General features: G+C 61.5%; 20 protein-coding genes and 1 tRNA gene. 13 read left to right on the top strand and 8 right to left on the bottom strand.

All coding sequences use genetic code 11. From position 1 onward, the window contains the following. Positions 1 to 208 precede the first annotated feature (208 nt). Positions 209 to 1,783, top strand: coding sequence for a S10 family peptidase (locus tag JQ624_RS27445; protein ID WP_212422030.1), 1,575 nt, complete (start codon positions 209 to 211; stop codon positions 1,781 to 1,783). A 187-nt stretch (positions 1,784 to 1,970) separates the two neighbouring features. Here the strand turns inward: JQ624_RS27445 and JQ624_RS27440 are convergent, their stop codons facing one another. Further along, positions 1,971 to 2,507: a tetratricopeptide repeat protein gene (locus tag JQ624_RS27440; protein ID WP_212422029.1), complete on the bottom strand. Its 537-nt coding sequence runs from the start codon at positions 2,505 to 2,507 to the stop codon at positions 1,971 to 1,973. Between the two features lie 291 nt (positions 2,508 to 2,798). Between JQ624_RS27440 and JQ624_RS27435 the strand changes: the two genes are divergently transcribed. The 5 genes from JQ624_RS27435 to JQ624_RS27415 all read left to right on the top strand — a co-directional run bounded on the left by JQ624_RS27435 (position 2,799) and on the right by JQ624_RS27415 (position 6,387). Next, on the top strand, positions 2,799 to 3,086 hold the full coding sequence (locus tag JQ624_RS27435) for a His-rich protein BRANT (protein ID WP_249130121.1): 288 nt from the start codon (positions 2,799 to 2,801) through the stop codon (positions 3,084 to 3,086). A gap of 240 nt (positions 3,087 to 3,326) precedes the next feature. Further along, the gene (locus JQ624_RS27430; protein ID WP_212422112.1) at positions 3,327 to 3,719 is read left to right on the top strand and encodes a hypothetical protein; all 393 of its coding nucleotides are present in this window, start codon (positions 3,327 to 3,329) and stop codon (positions 3,717 to 3,719) included. Between the two features lie 160 nt (positions 3,720 to 3,879). Continuing rightward, entirely contained in the window at positions 3,880 to 4,929 is a 1,050-nt protein-coding gene (locus tag JQ624_RS27425) for an alpha/beta fold hydrolase (RefSeq protein ID WP_212422028.1), read from the top strand. 310 nt (positions 4,930 to 5,239) lie between these two features. Continuing rightward, entirely contained in the window at positions 5,240 to 5,950 is a 711-nt protein-coding gene (locus JQ624_RS27420; RefSeq protein WP_212422027.1) for an outer membrane protein, read from the top strand. Between the two features lie 197 nt (positions 5,951 to 6,147). Beyond that, positions 6,148 to 6,387, top strand: coding sequence for a hypothetical protein (locus JQ624_RS27415; protein WP_212422111.1), 240 nt, complete (start codon positions 6,148 to 6,150; stop codon positions 6,385 to 6,387). Positions 6,388 to 6,473: 86 nt separating this feature from the next. On the opposite strand, the gene JQ624_RS27410 is transcribed toward JQ624_RS27415, so the two are convergent. The 5 genes from JQ624_RS27410 to JQ624_RS27385 form a co-directional block, all read right to left on the bottom strand. Beyond that, positions 6,474 to 6,728, bottom strand: coding sequence for a hypothetical protein (locus tag JQ624_RS27410; RefSeq protein ID WP_212422026.1), 255 nt, complete (start codon positions 6,726 to 6,728; stop codon positions 6,474 to 6,476). A gap of 371 nt (positions 6,729 to 7,099) precedes the next feature. Beyond that, the gene (locus JQ624_RS27400; RefSeq protein WP_212422025.1) at positions 7,100 to 7,537 is read right to left on the bottom strand and encodes a hypothetical protein; all 438 of its coding nucleotides are present in this window, start codon (positions 7,535 to 7,537) and stop codon (positions 7,100 to 7,102) included. A gap of 280 nt (positions 7,538 to 7,817) precedes the next feature. Next, the gene (locus JQ624_RS27395) at positions 7,818 to 8,042 is read right to left on the bottom strand and encodes a hypothetical protein (protein ID WP_249130119.1); all 225 of its coding nucleotides are present in this window, start codon (positions 8,040 to 8,042) and stop codon (positions 7,818 to 7,820) included. Positions 8,043 to 8,167: 125 nt separating this feature from the next. Continuing rightward, a tRNA-Thr gene (locus tag JQ624_RS27390) sits at positions 8,168 to 8,242 on the bottom strand. A 173-nt stretch (positions 8,243 to 8,415) separates the two neighbouring features. Further along, positions 8,416 to 8,832 (bottom strand): hypothetical protein, encoded by a 417-nt coding sequence (locus JQ624_RS27385; protein ID WP_212422023.1) that lies wholly within the window; start codon positions 8,830 to 8,832, stop codon positions 8,416 to 8,418. 460 nt (positions 8,833 to 9,292) lie between these two features. Here JQ624_RS27385 and JQ624_RS27380 point away from each other — a divergent pair, with 460 nt between their 5' ends. Both JQ624_RS27380 and JQ624_RS27375 read left to right on the top strand, forming a co-directional pair. Continuing rightward, positions 9,293 to 9,988 (top strand): urease accessory protein, encoded by a 696-nt coding sequence (locus JQ624_RS27380; RefSeq protein ID WP_212422022.1) that lies wholly within the window; start codon positions 9,293 to 9,295, stop codon positions 9,986 to 9,988. Positions 9,989 to 10,049: 61 nt separating this feature from the next. After that, a complete protein-coding gene (locus JQ624_RS27375; protein WP_212422021.1) occupies positions 10,050 to 11,024 on the top strand; it encodes a Bug family tripartite tricarboxylate transporter substrate binding protein in 975 nt (324 codons plus the stop codon). Positions 11,025 to 11,100: 76 nt separating this feature from the next. On the opposite strand, the gene JQ624_RS27370 is transcribed toward JQ624_RS27375, so the two are convergent. After that, complete coding sequence (locus tag JQ624_RS27370) at positions 11,101 to 11,361, bottom strand: hypothetical protein (RefSeq protein ID WP_212422020.1); 261 nt, start codon at positions 11,359 to 11,361, stop codon at positions 11,101 to 11,103. Between the two features lie 481 nt (positions 11,362 to 11,842). On the opposite strand from JQ624_RS27370, the gene JQ624_RS27365 reads away from it, so the two are divergent. From JQ624_RS27365 to JQ624_RS27345, 5 genes are all read left to right on the top strand, one after another. Beyond that, the gene (locus tag JQ624_RS27365) at positions 11,843 to 12,862 is read left to right on the top strand and encodes an MBL fold metallo-hydrolase (RefSeq protein WP_212422019.1); all 1,020 of its coding nucleotides are present in this window, start codon (positions 11,843 to 11,845) and stop codon (positions 12,860 to 12,862) included. A 10-nt stretch (positions 12,863 to 12,872) separates the two neighbouring features. Continuing rightward, positions 12,873 to 14,021, top strand: coding sequence for a CapA family protein (locus JQ624_RS27360; RefSeq protein WP_212422018.1), 1,149 nt, complete (start codon positions 12,873 to 12,875; stop codon positions 14,019 to 14,021). A 558-nt stretch (positions 14,022 to 14,579) separates the two neighbouring features. After that, positions 14,580 to 15,092 (top strand): DUF962 domain-containing protein, encoded by a 513-nt coding sequence (locus JQ624_RS27355; RefSeq protein WP_212422017.1) that lies wholly within the window; start codon positions 14,580 to 14,582, stop codon positions 15,090 to 15,092. A gap of 34 nt (positions 15,093 to 15,126) precedes the next feature. Continuing rightward, a complete protein-coding gene (locus tag JQ624_RS27350; protein WP_212422016.1) occupies positions 15,127 to 16,176 on the top strand; it encodes an NAD-dependent epimerase/dehydratase family protein in 1,050 nt (349 codons plus the stop codon). Between the two features lie 26 nt (positions 16,177 to 16,202). Beyond that, positions 16,203 to 16,829, top strand: a complete 627-nt coding sequence (locus JQ624_RS27345; RefSeq protein WP_212422015.1) for an isoprenylcysteine carboxylmethyltransferase family protein — start codon at positions 16,203 to 16,205, stop codon at positions 16,827 to 16,829. A 21-nt stretch (positions 16,830 to 16,850) separates the two neighbouring features. Here the strand turns inward: JQ624_RS27345 and JQ624_RS27340 are convergent, their stop codons facing one another. Further along, positions 16,851 to 17,759 carry a LysM peptidoglycan-binding domain-containing protein gene (locus JQ624_RS27340; RefSeq protein ID WP_212422110.1) on the bottom strand — a complete coding sequence of 303 codons (909 nt, stop codon included), beginning with the start codon at positions 17,757 to 17,759 and terminating at the stop codon, positions 16,851 to 16,853. Positions 17,760 to 18,024 lie beyond the last annotated feature (265 nt).

Here is an 18,024-nt window from a genome sequence, read left to right as displayed (position 1 = left end):
GGCCGGTAGGCCGGCGGAACCGACCGATAGCATCTAACCGTCGGCGGGGACAACCACCGGGCGTGATGACCATTTTCTCACGTGATGCTGTCGGGATTGTGATTTTCGGAAGGATTTCTCCTTGTTGTGCACCACGGCCTCATTGTCGCACTCTTACGGCAGAATCCGCGGGGCGGCTGGATCGTGGGGCGCGCAGGGAGCAAACGGCATGGCTTTTCGTTTCACGGCGACGCGCCTCCTGCGCCTTGCCGCAACGCTTCTGGTCGCGTGTTGGGTGAGCGGTGCGCGCGCCGAGGAGGCGAGTTCGCCAACCTCGCAGCAGCCGGCCGCAGCCACCCCGTCACCGTCGCCATCGGGCCAGAAGGGTGGCGCAGGGCGGGGCACCGCCGCGCCGCCGCCGCCCGTGGCCGAACAGCATCGCCTGCCGCCGGATTCTACCACCAAGCAGACGCTGGCGCTGCCCGGTCGCACGCTCGACTTCACCGCCACCGCAGGCTCGATCCGGCTGTTCGACGACAAGGGCGAGCCGCAGGCCGATATCGCCTATACCTCCTACCAGCTCGACGGCGCCGATCGCGCAAGCCGGCCGGTGACGTTTCTGTTCAACGGCGGCCCGGGCGCATCCTCGGCCTGGCTGCAGTTCGGCGACGCCGGCCCCTGGCGCGTGTCGATCACGGGGGAGGGCGCCGTGTCGTCGGCAACGCCTGATCTCTTGCCCAACGCCGAGACCTGGCTCGACTTTACCGACCTCGTCTTCATCGATCCCGTCGGCACCGGCTACAGCCGCTTCGTCGCGTCCGGCGAGGATGCGCGCAAGCGGTTCTACTCCATCGACGGCGACGTCAGCGCCATCGCGCTCGTGATCCGGCGCTGGCTGGAAAAATACGACCGCCTGCAGTCGCCGAAATTCGTCACCGGCGAGAGCTATGGCGGCATCCGCGGACCGAAGATCGTGCGCAATCTGCAGACCCAGCAAGGCGTCGGCGTGCGCGGGGTGATCATGGTCTCACCCCTGTTCGATTACCGTGACTTTTCCGGCTCGAGCATCCTGCAATACATGTACACGTTGCCGAGCATGGCAGCGGTGGCGCGCGAAGCCAAGGGAGCGGTGACGCGCGCCGATCTCGCCGACGTCGAGCGTTACGCGCAGGGCGAGTATCTCACCGATCTCATCAAGGGGCAGGCGGATCGAGAGGCGACGACCCGCCTTGCCGACAAGGTGGCTGCGCTGACCGGCATCGATCAGGCGGTGAGCCGCAGGCTGGCCGGGCGTTTCGAGGTCGGCGAATTCCGCCGGGAATTCGACCGCCGCAATGGCCGTGTGACCGGGCGCTACGACGCCTCGGTCTCCGGCTTCGATCCCTATCCGGATTCGAGCTCCTCGTTTTTCGGCGATCCCTCCGGCGATTCCTTGACGGCGCCATTGACGAGCGCGGCCGTCGACCTCACCACGCGCAAACTCAATTGGCGCCCCGACGGCTCGTATCACCTGCTCAACGAGGCCGTGTACAAGGCTTGGGATTTCGGCCGCGGGCCGGCCGAGTCGGTTTCACAGTTGCGCCAGATTCTCGCGCTCGACCCGAAAATGAAATTGCTGGTCGGTCACGGACTGTTCGATCTCGCCACGCCTTATTTTGGCTCGAAGGTGATACTCGACCAGTTGCCGGCCTATGCGCGATCGGACCGGGTGAAACTCGTCGTCTATCCCGGCGGCCACATGTTCTATTCGCGCGACGCCACGCGTCAGGCATTCCGCGCCGAGGTCGAGAAGGTGATGAAGTGAGTTGGAGGCAGTAAAAAACCGGCGCAGTGACTACGCACTGCGCCGGTCATTTTTGTTCGTCATTGCGAGCGGAGCGAAGCAATCCATGTCATGGCATAACGGACAGAATGGATTGCTTCGTCGCGTGCGCTCCCTTGCGCAAACGCTTCGCGTTTGTCGCAGGCAATGACGAGGAGAGGGCGGTGCCTCAATAAACCAATCCCGTGCCCGGTGGCTTCTCCAGCGCGGCGGCGAGCGAGCGATATTCTTCGCTTGTCGTGCCGGTGAGCTGAGCGATCTTGTTCAGGTGATACTGCGCCTGATCGCGGTTGCCCTGTTCGACCTGCCACAGGCCGTAATACTGCCAGGTCTTGACGTGGTTCGGATCGGCCTTGAGCGCGCGTTCGTACCAGATCTGCGAGACCTTGTAGTCGCCGAGCTTGCGATAGGAATAGCCGATCAGGTTGGCGACGGCGGCCGAGTCGTCACGGCCGAGCGCCTTGAGTTGCGTAATCGCCGAGGCGTAGTCGTGGCGGTCGTAGATCGCGGCGTAGGCGGCGCGATAGCCGTCAGCGAATGCGGTCTGCTCGATACCCGGGCGGGCCTCGCTGGATTTCTTTTTCTTCTTGTCCGGCGGCGGGGGATCGTTGTCGGGCGCTGCGTAGACCACGCTAACGACAGGGGCTGCCGCGAGCGTCAGCGACAACATTGCAAGAGTCAAAAGCCGGATCGCAAGTTTAGTCATGCATCTCTCCTGATGGCCGGTTCGGCAATCCTACACCGAAGCCCGCTGATTTGAACCCCCGGCGGCCGAGAACATTCCCGCGCCGCTACCCACGATTCCGCCAATTTTCATCGGCGGTCCGTCGTCACCGGACATGACGAAGATGTCATTCAGATGAACGGAATCCGAAAGTCCGATTCAGGAGAGGTTCAGTGCGCAGCCGCTAGCGTCGCCTGCATGATCGGCGAGCCCGGCCTTTCGGCCGGAAATGCCCGCAGGTCCCAAGGGGCAGCAAAGCAAGAGGAGACAACCATGCTCAAGACCATTTCCGCAGCGCTCGTTGCCGTTTCCGTTCTCGCCGCGCCTGCGCTTGCCGGCACGCCGGGCAAGACCGCGCAGGCGCCGGTGAACAAGACCACGCAGGCACCCGCCGTGAAGGCGGAGCAGGGCAAAGCCAAGGTGTTGAACGCCAATGCAGGGATGGGCCGCCATCACAAGCATTATCGGCATCATCGCCATCACAAGCACATCGGCCTGCACAAGACGCATGCGAAGCACATTGCGGTCAAGCATGTGACGCCGGCCGCAAAACGCAGCTGAACCTGATTCGCCGGCGCGCGTTTCGCCCCCATTGCCCACCGCGCGCTTTGCGAATGTCAGACCAGCCCACGCGCCATTTGCTTCGCTAATGGCCGTGGGCTGGTGCGCGCTCAACTTTTCGAGAGCGAAAGTGAAGAGATAACCGAGTTGCGAATTCCATTCTTGAGCCAAGCGGTCTAAGAAACGGCGAAGGGCAGGGGAAGAGTTCGCTTGAGACGTTCGGCCAAATTCGCGGCGATGATGTTTTTGCCGATCATGCTATCGGCCTGTGCCGCCAGCGATGACGGCAAGCCGATCACCTTTACCGACGACCGCGGCGTCACCAGCCAGCCATTTCCCAAGAATTACCGCACCGAAGTGCTGGCGTTTCTGAAGACCTATCTCAACAATCCGGTCGGCGTGCGCGACGCCGTCATGGCCGATCCGGTCGAGCGCGTCGTCGGCGGGCGGCTGCGCTATGTCGCCTGTCTCCGGTTCAGCGCGCGCGAGCCCGACGGCGGCTACCGCGAGCCGCGGGAACGCGCCATCCTCTTCGTCGACGGCCGCCTTGACCGCATCATCGAAAACGCCGTCGAGCCCTGTGCGGGTGTAGCGTACGCGCCATTCGCGGAACTGGAGAAACTGACGCGCTAATTTCGCGCGTGCGTTGGCTTGAGGCCTTCACACGAGACTGTGATGTCTCGACTCCATCTAGATCGCATACGATTAAATCGGAAGGGTTGACACGGGGCTGGTGCGTTAATTATATCGCGTACGATCTAATCGTGTCAGATATAAATCCGGAGTAGGATCCATGACCCAGCCCACCACCCCTGACCGCCGCCGCTTTCTCGGCACCGCCGCCGTGGCGCTTGCGGCGGCACCGCTCGCCATGAGCGGCTCACTCTTGGCGCAGTCCGGCGACGCCAAGCCCGGCGCGGGCGCGGTCAGGCCGGACGCCCACACCTCGTTTGCCGCGCTGAAACAGATCGAGGCCGGCGTCCTCAATGTCGGTTATGCCGAAGCCGGGCCCGCCGATGGCCCCGTCGTCATCCTCCTGCACGGCTGGCCCTACGATATCTACGCGTTCGTCGATGTCTTCCCGGTGCTGGCGTCGGCAGGTTTTCGGGTGATCGCGCCCTGGCTGCGCGGCTATGGCACGACGCACTTCCTCTCAGCCGACACGCCGCGCAACGGCCAGCAGGGCGCGCTCGCCACCGACGTCATCGCCCTGATGGATGCGCTGAAGATCGACAAGGCGGTGGTCGCCGGTTTCGACTGGGGCGCGCGGACCGCCGACATCGTCGCGGCGGTCTGGCCGCAGCGCGTCAAGGCGCTGGTCTCGGTCAGCGGCTACCTGATCGGCAGCCAGGAGGCCAACAGGAAGCCGCTCCCGCCATCGGCCGAACTGCAATGGTGGTACCAGTATTACTTCGCGACCGAACGCGGCCGGCTCGGCTACGAAAAATACCGGCGCGAATTTTCAAAACTGATCTGGCAACTCGCCTCGCCGAAGTGGAATTTCGATGACGCCACCTTCGAACGCAGCGCGGCGTCCTTCGACAACCCCGACCATGTCGCCATCGTGATCCACAACTATCGCTGGCGGCTTGGTCTCGCCCCGGGTGAGGGGAAATACGACGAACTGGAAAAGCGGCTGGCCGAATTCCCCGCCATCGCCGTGCCCGCCATCACCCTTGAAGGCGACGCCAACGGCGCGCCGCATCCGGACCCGAAGGTCTACGCCAGCAAGTTTTCCGGCAAATATGCCCACCGTCTCATCACCGGCGGCATCGGACATAACCTGCCGCAGGAGGCGCCGCAGGCCTTTGCCGACGCTGTCATCGAAGTGGCTCGCTCTTGAAGCGAGCTTAGCCCCCGCCGGCGGCCTGCCGGCGGGCCGCATTGCGGTGTTCCCGGGACGGAACCGTGAACGAATTAGGATCACTTTTCGGCGAGGGTTGAACCTTGCCTTAGTCATCCCGGACATCAACTAAATGGGAGACCATCTCCTTAACGGGGAAAAAAGCCCTACGTGCGAGGGAACTAAAACGTCTTGTTGCTGGGCCGTCACAGTGGCGCGCCATCGGGTCGCGGGCACTTGCCGCAAAGCAACCTAAATGAAGTCACGTTGTTTGGATTGGTATCTGCAACGTTCGTAACGGGGATAGATGATGAGGAAGATTCTGCTCGGCGCTGCCGCGCTGGCCGCCATGGCGGCTCCAGCTTTCGCGGCCGACATGCCGCCGCGGCCTTATACCAAGGCGCCTACCTATACCGCGCCTCAGGTCGTCTATAACTGGACCGGGTTCTATGTCGGCGGCCATGTCGGCGGCGCCTTTGCGGGTGACAATTCCCTGCAGGGCAGCGACGCGCGCTTCCTTGGCGGCGTGCAGGGCGGCTTCGACTATCAGTTCGCGCCGAACTGGGTAATGGGTGCCGAAGCCCAGTATAGCTGGCTGTCCGGCGGCAATAATAATGGGGTGCTGTTTCCGGGCGGCACCCTCGTGACATCAAACACCGACCAGCTCGGCTCGGTGACCGGCCGGCTCGGCTACACTTGGGGTCCGGCGCTGCTCTACGCCAAGGGCGGTTACGCCTGGCGCGACGGCAACAATCTCGGGGTGTCGGTGGCCGGCGTGCCGGCGGCCTTCACCACCAACGGCAGCCACAAGGACGGCTACACTGTCGGCGGCGGCCTCGAATACATGTTCGCCCCGAACTGGTCGGCCAAGGCCGAGTACCAGTATTACAATTTCGGCAACACCACCTTCACGACGGGCTCTGCCGATATCGCCGGCCGCAGCTTCCGCAACGACGAACACACCGCCAAGGTCGGCGTGAACTACCGGTTTGGTTGGGGTGGGCCTGCCGCCTCCAGATGATGATACGTCGCTTCGTATCGCACGAAAAAGGCCGGCGTCACGCCGGCCTTTTTTTGTCCGGATGCCGGAGCAGTTTGCGTCCCGTGTGCCTTGCTGCGCGCATTTTGAGTGCGTCAAAAAAATTTTTCGCGCTGCACGCAACTTTTCGTCATGATGCGCTATTATGGATGTCAGCCGGCTGGGTTGGACATCAAAACATGCGTGCTTTTGCGTTAGGGCTGATCTTTTCCGCAGCGGCGTTTCCGTGCCTTGCCCAAACTGTCCTGAAATCCGAACCGCTTATGCTTGCTCCCTATGAAGTCGCCTTCGTGCAGGACCCCTCGTGCGGAGTCGGCAAGGTGCGCAAGGTAACCGGCGCGATCAGGGGACTGCAACGGCGCAAGGCCTGTGTCACTCTGGCTGCGGAACAGGCATCGCTGGTTTCGGCGACGCCGTAAAACCGATTTACCGCGTCGGATGTCGTCCCGGCGAACGGGACCCATATGCCGAGAGCCGTTGTTTGCCCACCCGGCCGCCGTCGCCCTTACGACGCCAACAGCAATTCCGTCTGCGCTTCGCGCTCGGCCTCGGCCTTGTTTCGGGCGGGGTCTTCATGCGGCTCGAGCTGGCACGGCTTGATTTCGTAGTCATGATCCAGCACGGGACGCGGCGCCTCTTTGTCGCCCTCGGAGACGACATCGACCACGAGGCCGCTCTTCTGGGCAATCTTCCAGACGTCGGCCGCGGTGGGATAGGCCTTGCTCAGCTTGGCATCGTTTGAGAACAGCGCGTAGGGCATTGTCGGCTCCGGTAAAAACGGTCAACGCGAAAGCGGCGCCCGGGTTTCAGGCTTGGCTGCCATGACGTCATTCCACTGGTTGTTTCGGGAGCAAATTGGCTCGTTTCGGCCCGTTTTCGTGGAGTCTCTGAGTCTTTAACGAGTCGTAAATCCCGGGAAAAATAATCCCCGAGACTCGACCGCCAGAATCGCCGGATGTTTCCGGCCATGAGAACGAGCCTCCAGACCTCCTGCGAGCGTGTCCAACTCACGCTAAGCGTCTGCCTGCTGGTCGCCTGCGCGGCCAACATGGCGCTGGTCTACGCCTGGCTTTGAATATCTGGCTCTGAACATCGTGCGGGAGCCGGGGAAACGCGGTCTCTGTCCAGGGTCTACTTCCCCGGCCGCGTCGGCTGCTCGGTTTCCCTGAGAGCCGCGTGGACCTTCGCCATCGTCGCGCTGCAATAGGCCTCGCGCTCGCGGTTGAACCGCTCCTGATGGGCGCGGAAACTGGCGACCCGCGCCCTGATCTCGGACTGGAAATCCTCCCGCAGGTCAAGACGCGCAACAGGCGCCGGCCTCGATACCTCCCGTGGCATTTCTTCTCTTGATACTTCTCTTGGCGCCTGGGCAGCGGGCGGCGTCTCCGCCAGCAGAGCCTCAATGTCGGGAAGGGCCGCGGCCGCGCGGATGGTTTCGGATGTCTCGACGGAGAGCAGGGCAACCGACGTCGTGACCGTCTTCTCGGCCTCCGGCGTCTTGCCGGTCACCGATTGGACGAACGCCATCGTTTGCGCGATCAGGAGATCGCGTTCCCTCATCCATTTCATGAAACACCTCGGCCCAAGTCACTCCATCAAACGTCTTTTGTGGAATCAAGCGAGTGGGGAGGTAACCGGGGATAACTGCCATGCTTTTGTGCGCGAGGTGACAAAACGGTGACAGTTCGTGACCGGCAACGTGCACATGGCGCGCCGGGCTCCGCGTCCTCAACTGTGCTTGTCCCTCGATGATGAGCCGGGATCCGGCGTCTGACGTGAACCTCGAATCCGCGGCACGTCACGCCGGCGCGCTGTCCAGCAATTTAAGGGGAAAGCGGCCTGATGAACATCAGCGTTCGCGCGGATTGGTGTTGGGAACGAACGGCGCACCGACCACGCGGACCGGCGGCTGATCGCTGACGTAGACGATTTGCTTGTCGGATGAGGGGGCCTGCTGCGCGCGAGCCGTGGACCGATCGGCGAGATAGGTTGCCTTCTTTTCAGTCGGCCCCACCAAACTGCCGCCACCCGCGATCGCCACCGTGAACAAGGTGACGACGGCGAGCAGGACCATGTTGCAGTTTTCTTCGCGAATTCTCATGCCGGGAAAACGCGGGAGAGGAGAGCTGGTTCCAGTGAGCAAAGTTCGGAGGGCGATACCGAAACCAGCTTGTACTTGCTGTCTCGAGGCCGAGATCATGGTGCCGGTTGAGAGGATTGAACTCCCGACCTTCGGTTTACAAAACCGCTGCTCTACCGCTGAGCTAAACCGGCGAATTGAAGCGATCGGCGGGGGGTGAAATATCCCGCCCCTTGGTCCGATCTTCGGCGGCTCGAATATCAGACTTGGTCGCAAAGGGCCAGAACCCCCAGAACCGCTTTCATCGCTGCCGCATGGAAAAGGCGGCCTTTCCAGCCGCCTTTTCCGAACGCGATTCGCTTCCGTCCTACTGGCAGGGATGCCTCCGCCCGTCCTCGCCGCGGAACCAGGTGCCGGGGACACAGACAAAGCCGTTACGTCGGGCATATTCGGCGCCGCCAATCGGGGAGGTGGCGATGGCAGCCGCCGAGCCGACCGCGCCGCCGACGCCGGCCGCGACATCGCCGGGCCGGAAGCCGCTGTTGTCACCGTAGCGGTTATAGCTGCCCCGCCAGGTGCGATCCCGATAGGCCTGATCGCGATAGGCCTGTCGCTGGTAGCTGCCGCCATAATCGGGACTTCCCGGTCCGCGGTTCTGGCAATTGGCGTTTGGATAGAATTGCGCGCAGTACCCGGGTTCGGAGATGACTTCCTGCGCCATTGCGGGGCCGGCGAGCGCGGACGCAAGGATCGCGGCGGCGCCAAGAATTCCGGATTTTGTCATGGGGGCACTCCGTTGCTGGTGGTGCGAGGTAAGCGCCTCTTCAGCCGATGGTTCCGGTGTTCGCATTCCGGTTGAGTCAAACCGGCGTGATGCCGATCAACGGGAGGGCGCGCGCGGCTCTGCGATTTCGGTTGTGCGGCCTGCAAACGGGTGTGAAGTCCCAGCTCCCTCGCATTTGAAGGATCGGAAAATTTGATTCAGGCGCGCGACGTCGACCGCCGCTCCTGGGCGTCGACGAAAAGCCTGTTCGATGAAGTCTTGACCTGACAAAGGCTTGCAACTGGTATTTCATAGCGTTTTCAGGCGAAAGCCTGCCCCGGACTTGATCCGGGGTGGGCACCGGTTCGCACAGCAATCAAGTTTGCGCAGATTGCGTAGACTTATCTGCGATAGAAAGCGCGTCAAATCCAAAATCAGAAGTTCATCTTGGACTTCGACTGATACAATGAGCAGGGGGCGCATGTTCGGAATTCTTGGGCTGGGGTTTTTGCTGGGCATGCAGCATGCGCTCGAGGCCGATCATATCGCCGCCGTCTCCAGCATCGCCGCGCGCCGCAGCCATGTGGCCGATATCGTCAAGCACGGGCTGACCTGGGGGCTCGGCCATACGCTGACGCTATTCGTCTTTGCCGGCGCCGCCATCCTGCTCGGCCGCGCGATTCCGGAAGGTTTTGCCCGCCCGATCGAGACCGCCGTCGGCCTCATGCTGGTCGGTCTCGGCGCCCATGTGCTGTGGCGGCTGTGGCGCGACCGCGTGCATTTCCACCAGCACGGCCATGGCGACGGCACGGTGCATTTCCATGCCCACAGCCATGCCGGCGAAACCAGCCCGCATGCCCGTGCGGCCCATGCCCACCAACATGGCTTCCGCTGGCGTACCCTGCTGGTCGGGCTGATGCACGGCATGGCGGGTTCAGCCGCGCTGCTGGTGCTGACGGTTTCGCAGGCGTCCAGTCCCGCGGTCGGCCTCGTTTACGTCGCACTGTTCGGCGTCGGCTCGATGATCGGCATGGGCGCGCTGTCGACCCTGATCGCGGTGCCGCTTGCGGTATCGGCCCGCTCGCTCACCTGGGCCAATCGCGGGCTGCAGGGGGCGGTGGGTCTTGCCACCGTCGCAATCGGAATTATGACCGTAGTCGAAACAATGCTGGCCTGACGCGGGGGCGTCTCAGCGCTGCGGGCCGATCAACAACGAAAAAAGTGTTCGGAGGAACAGGATGAAACGCCGAGATTTTCTGGCCGGAAGCGCCGCATGTTCATTGGCCGCATGGACAGGCCCAGCGCTGGCGCAATCGGGCCCGCTGACCAAAATCATCTTTCCCTTTGCGGCCGGCGGTGGCGGCGACGCGCTGTGCCGGTTGCTGGCGCAGCACCTCGCCCCATTGCTCGATCGCAACATCATCGTCGAAAACCGCACCGGCGGTGACGGCCTGATCGGCATCAAGGCGGTGAAGGGGGCCAATGCCGACGGCACCACCATCCTCGTCACCACGGGGCCGACGATGTATCTGCTGCCGATGGTCGAGACGACACCGAGTTTTGACGCGGCGAAGGATTTCGTTCCGGTCAGCCAGCTCGTGCGGTTCGAGTTCTGTGTCTTCGTCGGCACGGCCGTCCCGGCCGAGGTCAAGGACTTCAAGCAATTCGTCGCCTGGCTGAAAGCCAATCCGGACCAGGCCACGTTCGGCGTACCCAGCAACGGCACCATTCCGCATTTTAGCGGATCGCGGCTTGAGGAGGCGCTGGGCATCAAGCTGACGCGCGTCGCCTATCGCGGCAGCGCGCCGATCATCAACGATCTTGTCGGCGGCCATATGCCGTTCGCGATTTCCACGCTGACCGATGCCATTCCGCAGCATCGCGCGGGCAATATCCGGATTCTCGCGGTCGGCAGCGCGGCGCGTTCGCCGTTCCTGCCCGACGCCCCGACGCTGAAGGAGAGCGGCGTCGATCTGGTGGCGGATGCCTGGTACGGGATGTGGCTGCCGGCAGGCGCTTCATCCGATTTCGCGAAAAAGCTGAGCGAGGCCGCCGCCACCGCGCTTGCCAAGCCCGAGGTCAAGGAGAAGCTGCTCGCGATCGGCCTGATCCCGGTCGGCTCGACCCCGGAAGGTCTCACGCAGGAACTCGCCGCCAACACCGCGTTCTGGCGGCCGATCGTCAAGGCGACGGGGTACAAGATCACGAACTAAGAGGTGGGCACTCCGTCCGCACCCGACGAAAAAATGGCCCCTTGAAGGGGCCATTTTCACTACGCCAGCGTCCTCACTAGTCGTCCCAGTAGTGACGCCGGATGACGACCCCTCGGTCGCCATAGTAGTTGCGGTGGTACCATCCGCGATGCAGGCCGCGATCGTGTTGATAGAACCCGAAGCGGGGACCACCGTAGTAGCGGTCGCCGTAGTAGCGGTCGCCATAATAGTCACGATCGCCGCCTACATAGACACCAAAACCGCCTGCGCTTGCTGCCGTGGGCGCACCGATGGCGACGATCGCCAAAGCGGCCAGCACGTAAGAGAGCTTTCTCATTGTTCCTCTCCACTCGTTGTTGCCTGAGGGAAAACGAATGTCGCCGCGGTCTGTTGCAGGGAACACCGGGAAACTTTCTTGAATGCGCGTTCACCATCATTGCATGAATGTTCATGACGCCGATTGCGACGCGATTCGCGGGCGGATCGCGGCGAGTTCCTGCTCGTCTCAGATCCCGATCAGGATGCCGCCTTTGACCTGCAATTGCTGAGCCGCCTAGGTGGCGATCTGCCCTTCGAGATCCGCCTCGTCCAGCGAGCGAGCATCGATTGCCGTACCTCGTCGTGTAGCCGAACGAGCGTGGTCAGATTGCAGCGCCGTAGTTCGATCTTGACCGATGCGGAGTCCGAAAGTCTGCTTAAATCTGGAAGTTCACGGAGCATTGACCAAAATCAACCTGGCATACAAGGAGGGTTCCTTGGGCAGTGAAGGTACAGTGATGCACAAGCTGCACGAAAAACCTGCTGCAGAATAGTTTGTGATGCGACCGATCTTCCATCCGAGTCTTGTCAACGGTCGCTACGGCGACCCGACGGTCTATGTGGAGACACTGTTTAAAACGCACAGTGTGCTGTTCGATCTCGGGGAAATCGCTTCACTGTCACCGCGGAAGATACGACGCGTCGATCAGATCTTCGTCTCGCATGCGCATATCGATCATTTCGTTGGCTTCGATCATATGCTCCGTTTGCTCGTAGGACAGGAGAAAACTGTACATCTTTACGGCCCGGCCGGCTTTACCGAGCGCGTCTTTCACAAGCTTCAGGCCTATCGTTGGAATCTTGTCGAGAGCTACGGCGCCGATCTTGTCTTTGTTGTCAGCGAACTTGAGACGCCGAACTCCATCTCGACCAGGCAATTCCGGTTGAAGAGGGCTTTTGCCGCTGAACCGCCGGTATCGAAGGCAATTCTTGACGGCGTCCTATGTGACGAGCGGACCTGCCGCGTCTCAGCCGCCATCCTCGATCATGGCACGCCCTGCCTCGGTTTTGCCCTGCAGGAAGCGGCCCATGTCAACATCTGGAAGAATCGACTAGCCGAGCGCGGGCTTCCGGTCGGTCCGTGGTTGCAGTGGCTCAAGCAGGCGGTTGTGGAAAGCCGTTCGGACGATCATTTGATACGGATCGATGGGACGGTAGCTTCGGACGGTCGCCTCGAGCGGCTTGGCAGCCTGCGTGACCTCCTTACGGTCACTGCGGGCCAGAAAATTGCCTATGTTACCGATGTTGCCGACACGCCGGCCAACCGCGCCGCCATCGTAGCGCTCGTTCGGAATGCGGACATCCTCTTCATTGAAGCGGCATTCGTGGGGACGGATGCCGCATTGGCGAGGGACCGGGCCCATCTTACAACGACGGCTGCCGGAGAAATTGCGCGGGAAGCCAATGTGCGCCGTGTCGAGCCGTTTCACTTCTCTCCGCGCTATGCGGGAGAGCAGGAGCGGATGCTAGCCGAGGTAATGACGGCGTTCATGGATCCTGCATCTGACGCAAAAACCTGAGCGGTATTTCATGCTCGAGGAAAGACACTCGCCGGCTGGGCATCGGAAATTGGTGCGGCTCTTTCTATGCGGAGATGTCATGTGCGGCCGCGGCATCGACCAGGTGTTGGCGCACCCCTGCAGCCCCGAGATTTACGAACGCTACCTGCGATCGGCGGAGGGGTACGTGCTGCTCGCCGAGCAGGCGAACGGGCGCATTCCGCGGCGCAACGGGTCGTCCTACGTTTGGGGCGCCGCACTGGGCCAGTTGGAGCGCATGCAGCCGGACGCGCGGATCATCAATCTCGAAACGGCTGTGACCCGCAGCAACAACCGCATGAACAAGGGCATCAACTACCGGATGAGCCCCGAGAATGCAGAATGTCTCGCGGCGGCCGAGATCAGCTGCTGTGTATTGGCCAACAACCACGTGCTCGATTGGGGCAGCGCCGGCTTGCTGGAGACGCTGACCACTCTGCAGAAACTCAACGTCAAGGCGACGGGCGCAGGACGCAACGATCATGAAGCGCGCGCACCTGCGGTGCTGAACCTTGGCAAAGCGCGGCTCTTGATCTTTTCGTTTGGATCGACATCGAGCGGCATCCCGCTCGAATGGGCTGCGACGTCAGACGCTCCAGGCGTCAACTTGCTTCCTGACCTCTCCGAGGCGAGTGCGTCGGAGGTCGCCGACCAGGTCATGGCGCTCAGCAGGCCGGGCGATCTCGTCGTCGTTTCAATCCATTGGGGATCCAATTGGGGATATCACATTCCCCAGGAGCAGAAAATTATGGCCCGGGCCCTCATCGACAAGGCAGGCGTGTCGATCGTTCACGGGCATTCTTCGCATCATCCGCGAGCGATCGAAATTTATCGAGACCGCCTCATTCTATATGGCTGCGGTGATTTCCTGAACGACTATGAAGGCATCGGTGGCTACGAGCGCTACCGCGACGACCTTGCCTTGATGTATTTCGCTGACCTGGATTCGACCAGCGGAAGCCTCCATGCGCTCAAATTGATTCCCCTGCAGATCAAGAACTTTCGTCTCTCCATTCCAACGTCGCGGGACATCGAATGGATCCAGCAGACACTGGATGGCAGATGTCAGCAGTACGGAACAAGGGTCATTCTTGATTCCGAACGGCAGCTTGTCGTTATCGGCCCTCGGGCAGGGACCTAACTCACAATACCTCCCGTGGACCGCTTAGGCGCGCACAGCGTCGAACTAAGGAGCGACTGGCAAACGAAACCTGTACCCAGTTGGCTCTTTGCCTAGCTGACGGCCGGAAAATTTCTGATCAAATACGTTCATGCCTGTGGGGCCGGAGTCTTATGGCTCCATCCCGCTCTTCTCCCTGATCGCGGAGTTTGAGCCGTCAGCCTCATTCTCGTCGGTGCGATTGCGCTGGTGCCTCACGTAGCGGGGTAAAGTGTGTACTCACGAAACGATCATGACTGCTTGAACGGCAACACCTGCGGGAAAAATTGTCGCAACGTGTGGCGGTTCCCGAGACCCGCGTACCATGTTAATCGCTTGAATTGCTGCATGATTTGTCAAGTTGGCAGTGCCTTCGCGCGCTCGATGGGCTAACGTGCCGCGTCCGCGCTTTGACTTGATGGTGATTCCCAAGTTTAACTACCGTTATGTCTCTGATTGGAGTTGGGCTTCGAAGCTGGTGCCGGGTTTAGGTTGACCCGTCTAGCGGCGTCTGCCGACAGCGAGGGGGATAAGTACCGAATGAGTTCATATTTTCGGCGGCAGCTTGCGGATTATGTTGAATACCATCGTGACCCATGGAATTGCGCAATGCATGTCTTCGGCATCGTTTTCTTGTTCCTGGCCGCTGTTCTTCCGCTCAGCCTGTGGTCCATCACCATATTCGGGTTCCAAACCAGCGTGGCGACCATCGCAGTCGTGCCGGTGCTGATCTACTGGTTTCTGCTCGACTTCGCGCTCGGAGCCGGAATCCTTGCGGCCGCAATCGTGTTGCTCTCGATCGCTGCCATGATCGTTGGTCATGTGACGACCGTCACTATGTGGTCACTTACGGCAATCCTGATTGTCGTTGGTGTCGCATCACAGATTATTGGGCACCGCGTGTTCGAGGGGCGGCAACCGGCGCTGGTCGACAATCCGACCCACCTGTTGCTCGGACCGATGTTTGTTATGGCGAAGCTGTTTATCGCGCTTGGCTTTCGGCGCGATCTTGCCACCATCATCCAAGGGCATCCGCAAGTCGCTGCATCTTGATCTCGAATAGTTCAGCTTGAAGTGCACCCGTAGCATGACACGCGTACTGGTCACAGGCGGCAGTGGGTTCATCGGAAAGCACCTTGTCGCGGCGCTGATCGCGCAAGGCCGGCAGGTGAGGGTGCTTGACCTTCAGCCCCCGCCTCGCATTTTGCCGCACGTTCAGTATGTCAGCGGATCAGTGCTGGATCGGGACCTGGTGGGCCGAGCGATGGACGGGGTCGACCAAGTCTATCACTTGGCAGGCCTGCCGGGCATGTGGTTGCCGCGGAAATCCGATTTTCACGCGGTCAATTTCGGTGGCACCGAGATCGTGATCGAGACGGCGCGTCAGCGCGGCATCAAGCGCTTCCTGCACTGCTCGACGGAATCCATTTTGTTCCGTGCCTCACCATCGATGGTTCCTGTCGCCGGTGATGCGTTGCTGCCGGACGACATGCCGGGCCCATATACGCGCTCGAAAATGCTTGCCGATCGGTTCGCGATGCAGGCGGCCGCATCCGGATATCCGGTGATTATCGGCTGTCCCACCATGCCCGTCGGACCTTACGACCAGAACGTGACGCCGCCGACGGCGATGCTCCGGTATTTTCTCGGCAGACGCCTTCACTTGCATCTTGATTTTGTCGTGAACCTCGTCGATGTGCGCGACGCCGCCGAAGGGCTCATCCTTGCCATGGAGCGCGGACAGGCTGGACATCGCTACGTTCTCGGCGGCGAAAGCATGCCGCTAAGTCAGGTTCTCGAACTCATGGGTGACATCAGCGGCCGTCGCGTCCGGCGCATTCAAGTGAACGCCAAGGTCGCCGAAATGGTCACTGCTGCGCTGGAGTTCATCGCCGATCACGTGACGCGCCGGCCTCCGTCCGGTACGGCCGAAGGCGTCCGTATCGCATTGCGCGCGGGCGCCTTGTCGATCGAAAAGGCGCAGCGCGAATTGGGCTATGCGCCAGGCCCCGTCGAACCTGTGTTGCGTGAAACCATTGCGCATCTGCTTGATGCCGGCCACAATCAACCTGAATGGGGCTCAACGCCGAGTACGCGCCCTCGACCGTTTCACGTCGAGCGCCGGTTTGGCGGTTGATACAATCGATTGATGCGGTCCACGATATGCTGAACTATCTTGGTCAATGGTTGGCTTTCGCCTTGAGTGGCTGGACCACGACCTGGCCCACCCAGTTGCTCGCCATCATCTGGATTTTGTGGGTCATCAGTTGGGTCGTCGCATCGTTCTGGTCCGGCCAAACCAAGAAACAGGTGATGACCTGGGAGTCGCTCAGGTACCGCTTCCCCATTCTCGTGGGCGCCATTCTCTTCTTGCCATTGACCGGCAAGGTCCTGGGGGAAAAGCCGCTCTGGCAGTTTGGCAGCCTTGGCATCTACGTGCTGGCGTGTCTTGTCCTTGCGGGGATCTCGTTCACTTGGTGGGGGAGAATTCATCTCGGACGTTTCTGGTCGAACGCGATCACGCACAAGGAAGGCCATCAGGTCATCGACACCGGCCCCTATGGTCTTGTGCGCCACCCGATCTATACGGGCCTTATCGCGGGGATGCTGGTCACGGGTATCGCGGTCGGAACCGTGACCGCGATGCTGGGCGCAGTGCTGATTTCGCTCGGGATGGGGTTGAAGGCCCGCATAGAGGAGGGCTTCCTCACGGCTGAGCTTGGTGAGGATGCCTATGGATCGTATTGCCGTCGCGTTCCGATGCTGATTCCGTTCCTGCCGCCCACCTAACGCCGCAGCATACCCGGCAAGCTACCGTTTCGGTTGCGACGCCGCTGATGTCGCGACAGGCGGAGCGAGATGGCGCGGAACAAGGACGCGCTGGCCAGCTGACAGCGGAGCACCGTCCGAATACTGATTGGCCTGGGTAAGTGACCACAGCGGCACACGGTTGAGTTCCGCAAGCCTCTGCAAGGTGTCGCCCGAACGGGCGAGTTGCTGCGTGCCGCTGTCCCACAGCTCAAGCGGGGCGTCGGAAGGAACGACGTAGCGCAGCGGCACCGCGTCACCCTTGGCCGGCAAGGGCGTCGTCGCAAGTTGCGCAATGGCCGTCACCAATTGCTCGTGGACGGAATCCATCTTGTCGATATTGATGTGGGTGACTTCCTCGTGCTCCTTTAAATCGAAGCTCGCGTAGTGTCCCTGGTAACCCTGCTCTGCCACCACATCGCCGCCGCCCAATACGCTGTCGGACAGGAAAATGTTGATGTAACGCTCGACGTTCAGCGGCACCTTCGGACTTGCGTGAGCCGGATCGATGGTGACCACCAAGCTTACCGGGATGTTTTCGGACTTCAGTATCCCGGCGAACGTCAGGGCGCAAAGTCCGCCCATCGAATGACCGATCAGGGCGATCGGAGCGGGATTGTCACGGAAATCACGGATGGCCTGATCGGCGATCAGCCGGCAAATGGTGAATTCGTAGACGTCAGCTCGGATGCCGGCTTCTTCGAGACGCTTGGTCAAGCGGTCCATCCCGCGCGAAAAGATTGGACCGAGCGCGCCGCGGAACAGGTAGACGCGCGCCTGTAGCTGGGCCGCGGCTGGCGGTGCGACGGGGGCGGTTGTCGCGGCAGCATTGGCCGAGCGCGCGACCGGACCGGCGAGCGCCAGATTGCAACCGGACGAGAAGATGCAGGCGGAGAGAGCCGCCCAGATCATCACGGCCGCAACCTGCGTCGGACTTCTCATACGCTTCGCCCGCGATTGTAGGCGTAAAGGCACGCCGGACCGTGAAAGCCGGCAGGCGACGCCACCCGGCGCTCTGTGGATGATCTATCGTCGGGGAATTGGCAGAATTTGCGGCGCCGCTGCGGCGACAGCCACCCGAACCGAGCGAAACCGAACTACTAAAGCGGGATGGGGTTAGGTTGAATCGATTTGGGATTCCCAAATCAGCGGGCTTCTGATTCACCATGCTGGCTGG

Source organism: Bradyrhizobium sp. AUGA SZCCT0283 (assembly GCF_018130385.1).
Lineage (GTDB): Bacteria > Pseudomonadota > Alphaproteobacteria > Rhizobiales > Xanthobacteraceae > Bradyrhizobium.
This window is presented reverse-complemented; position numbering and strand designations above follow the sequence as displayed.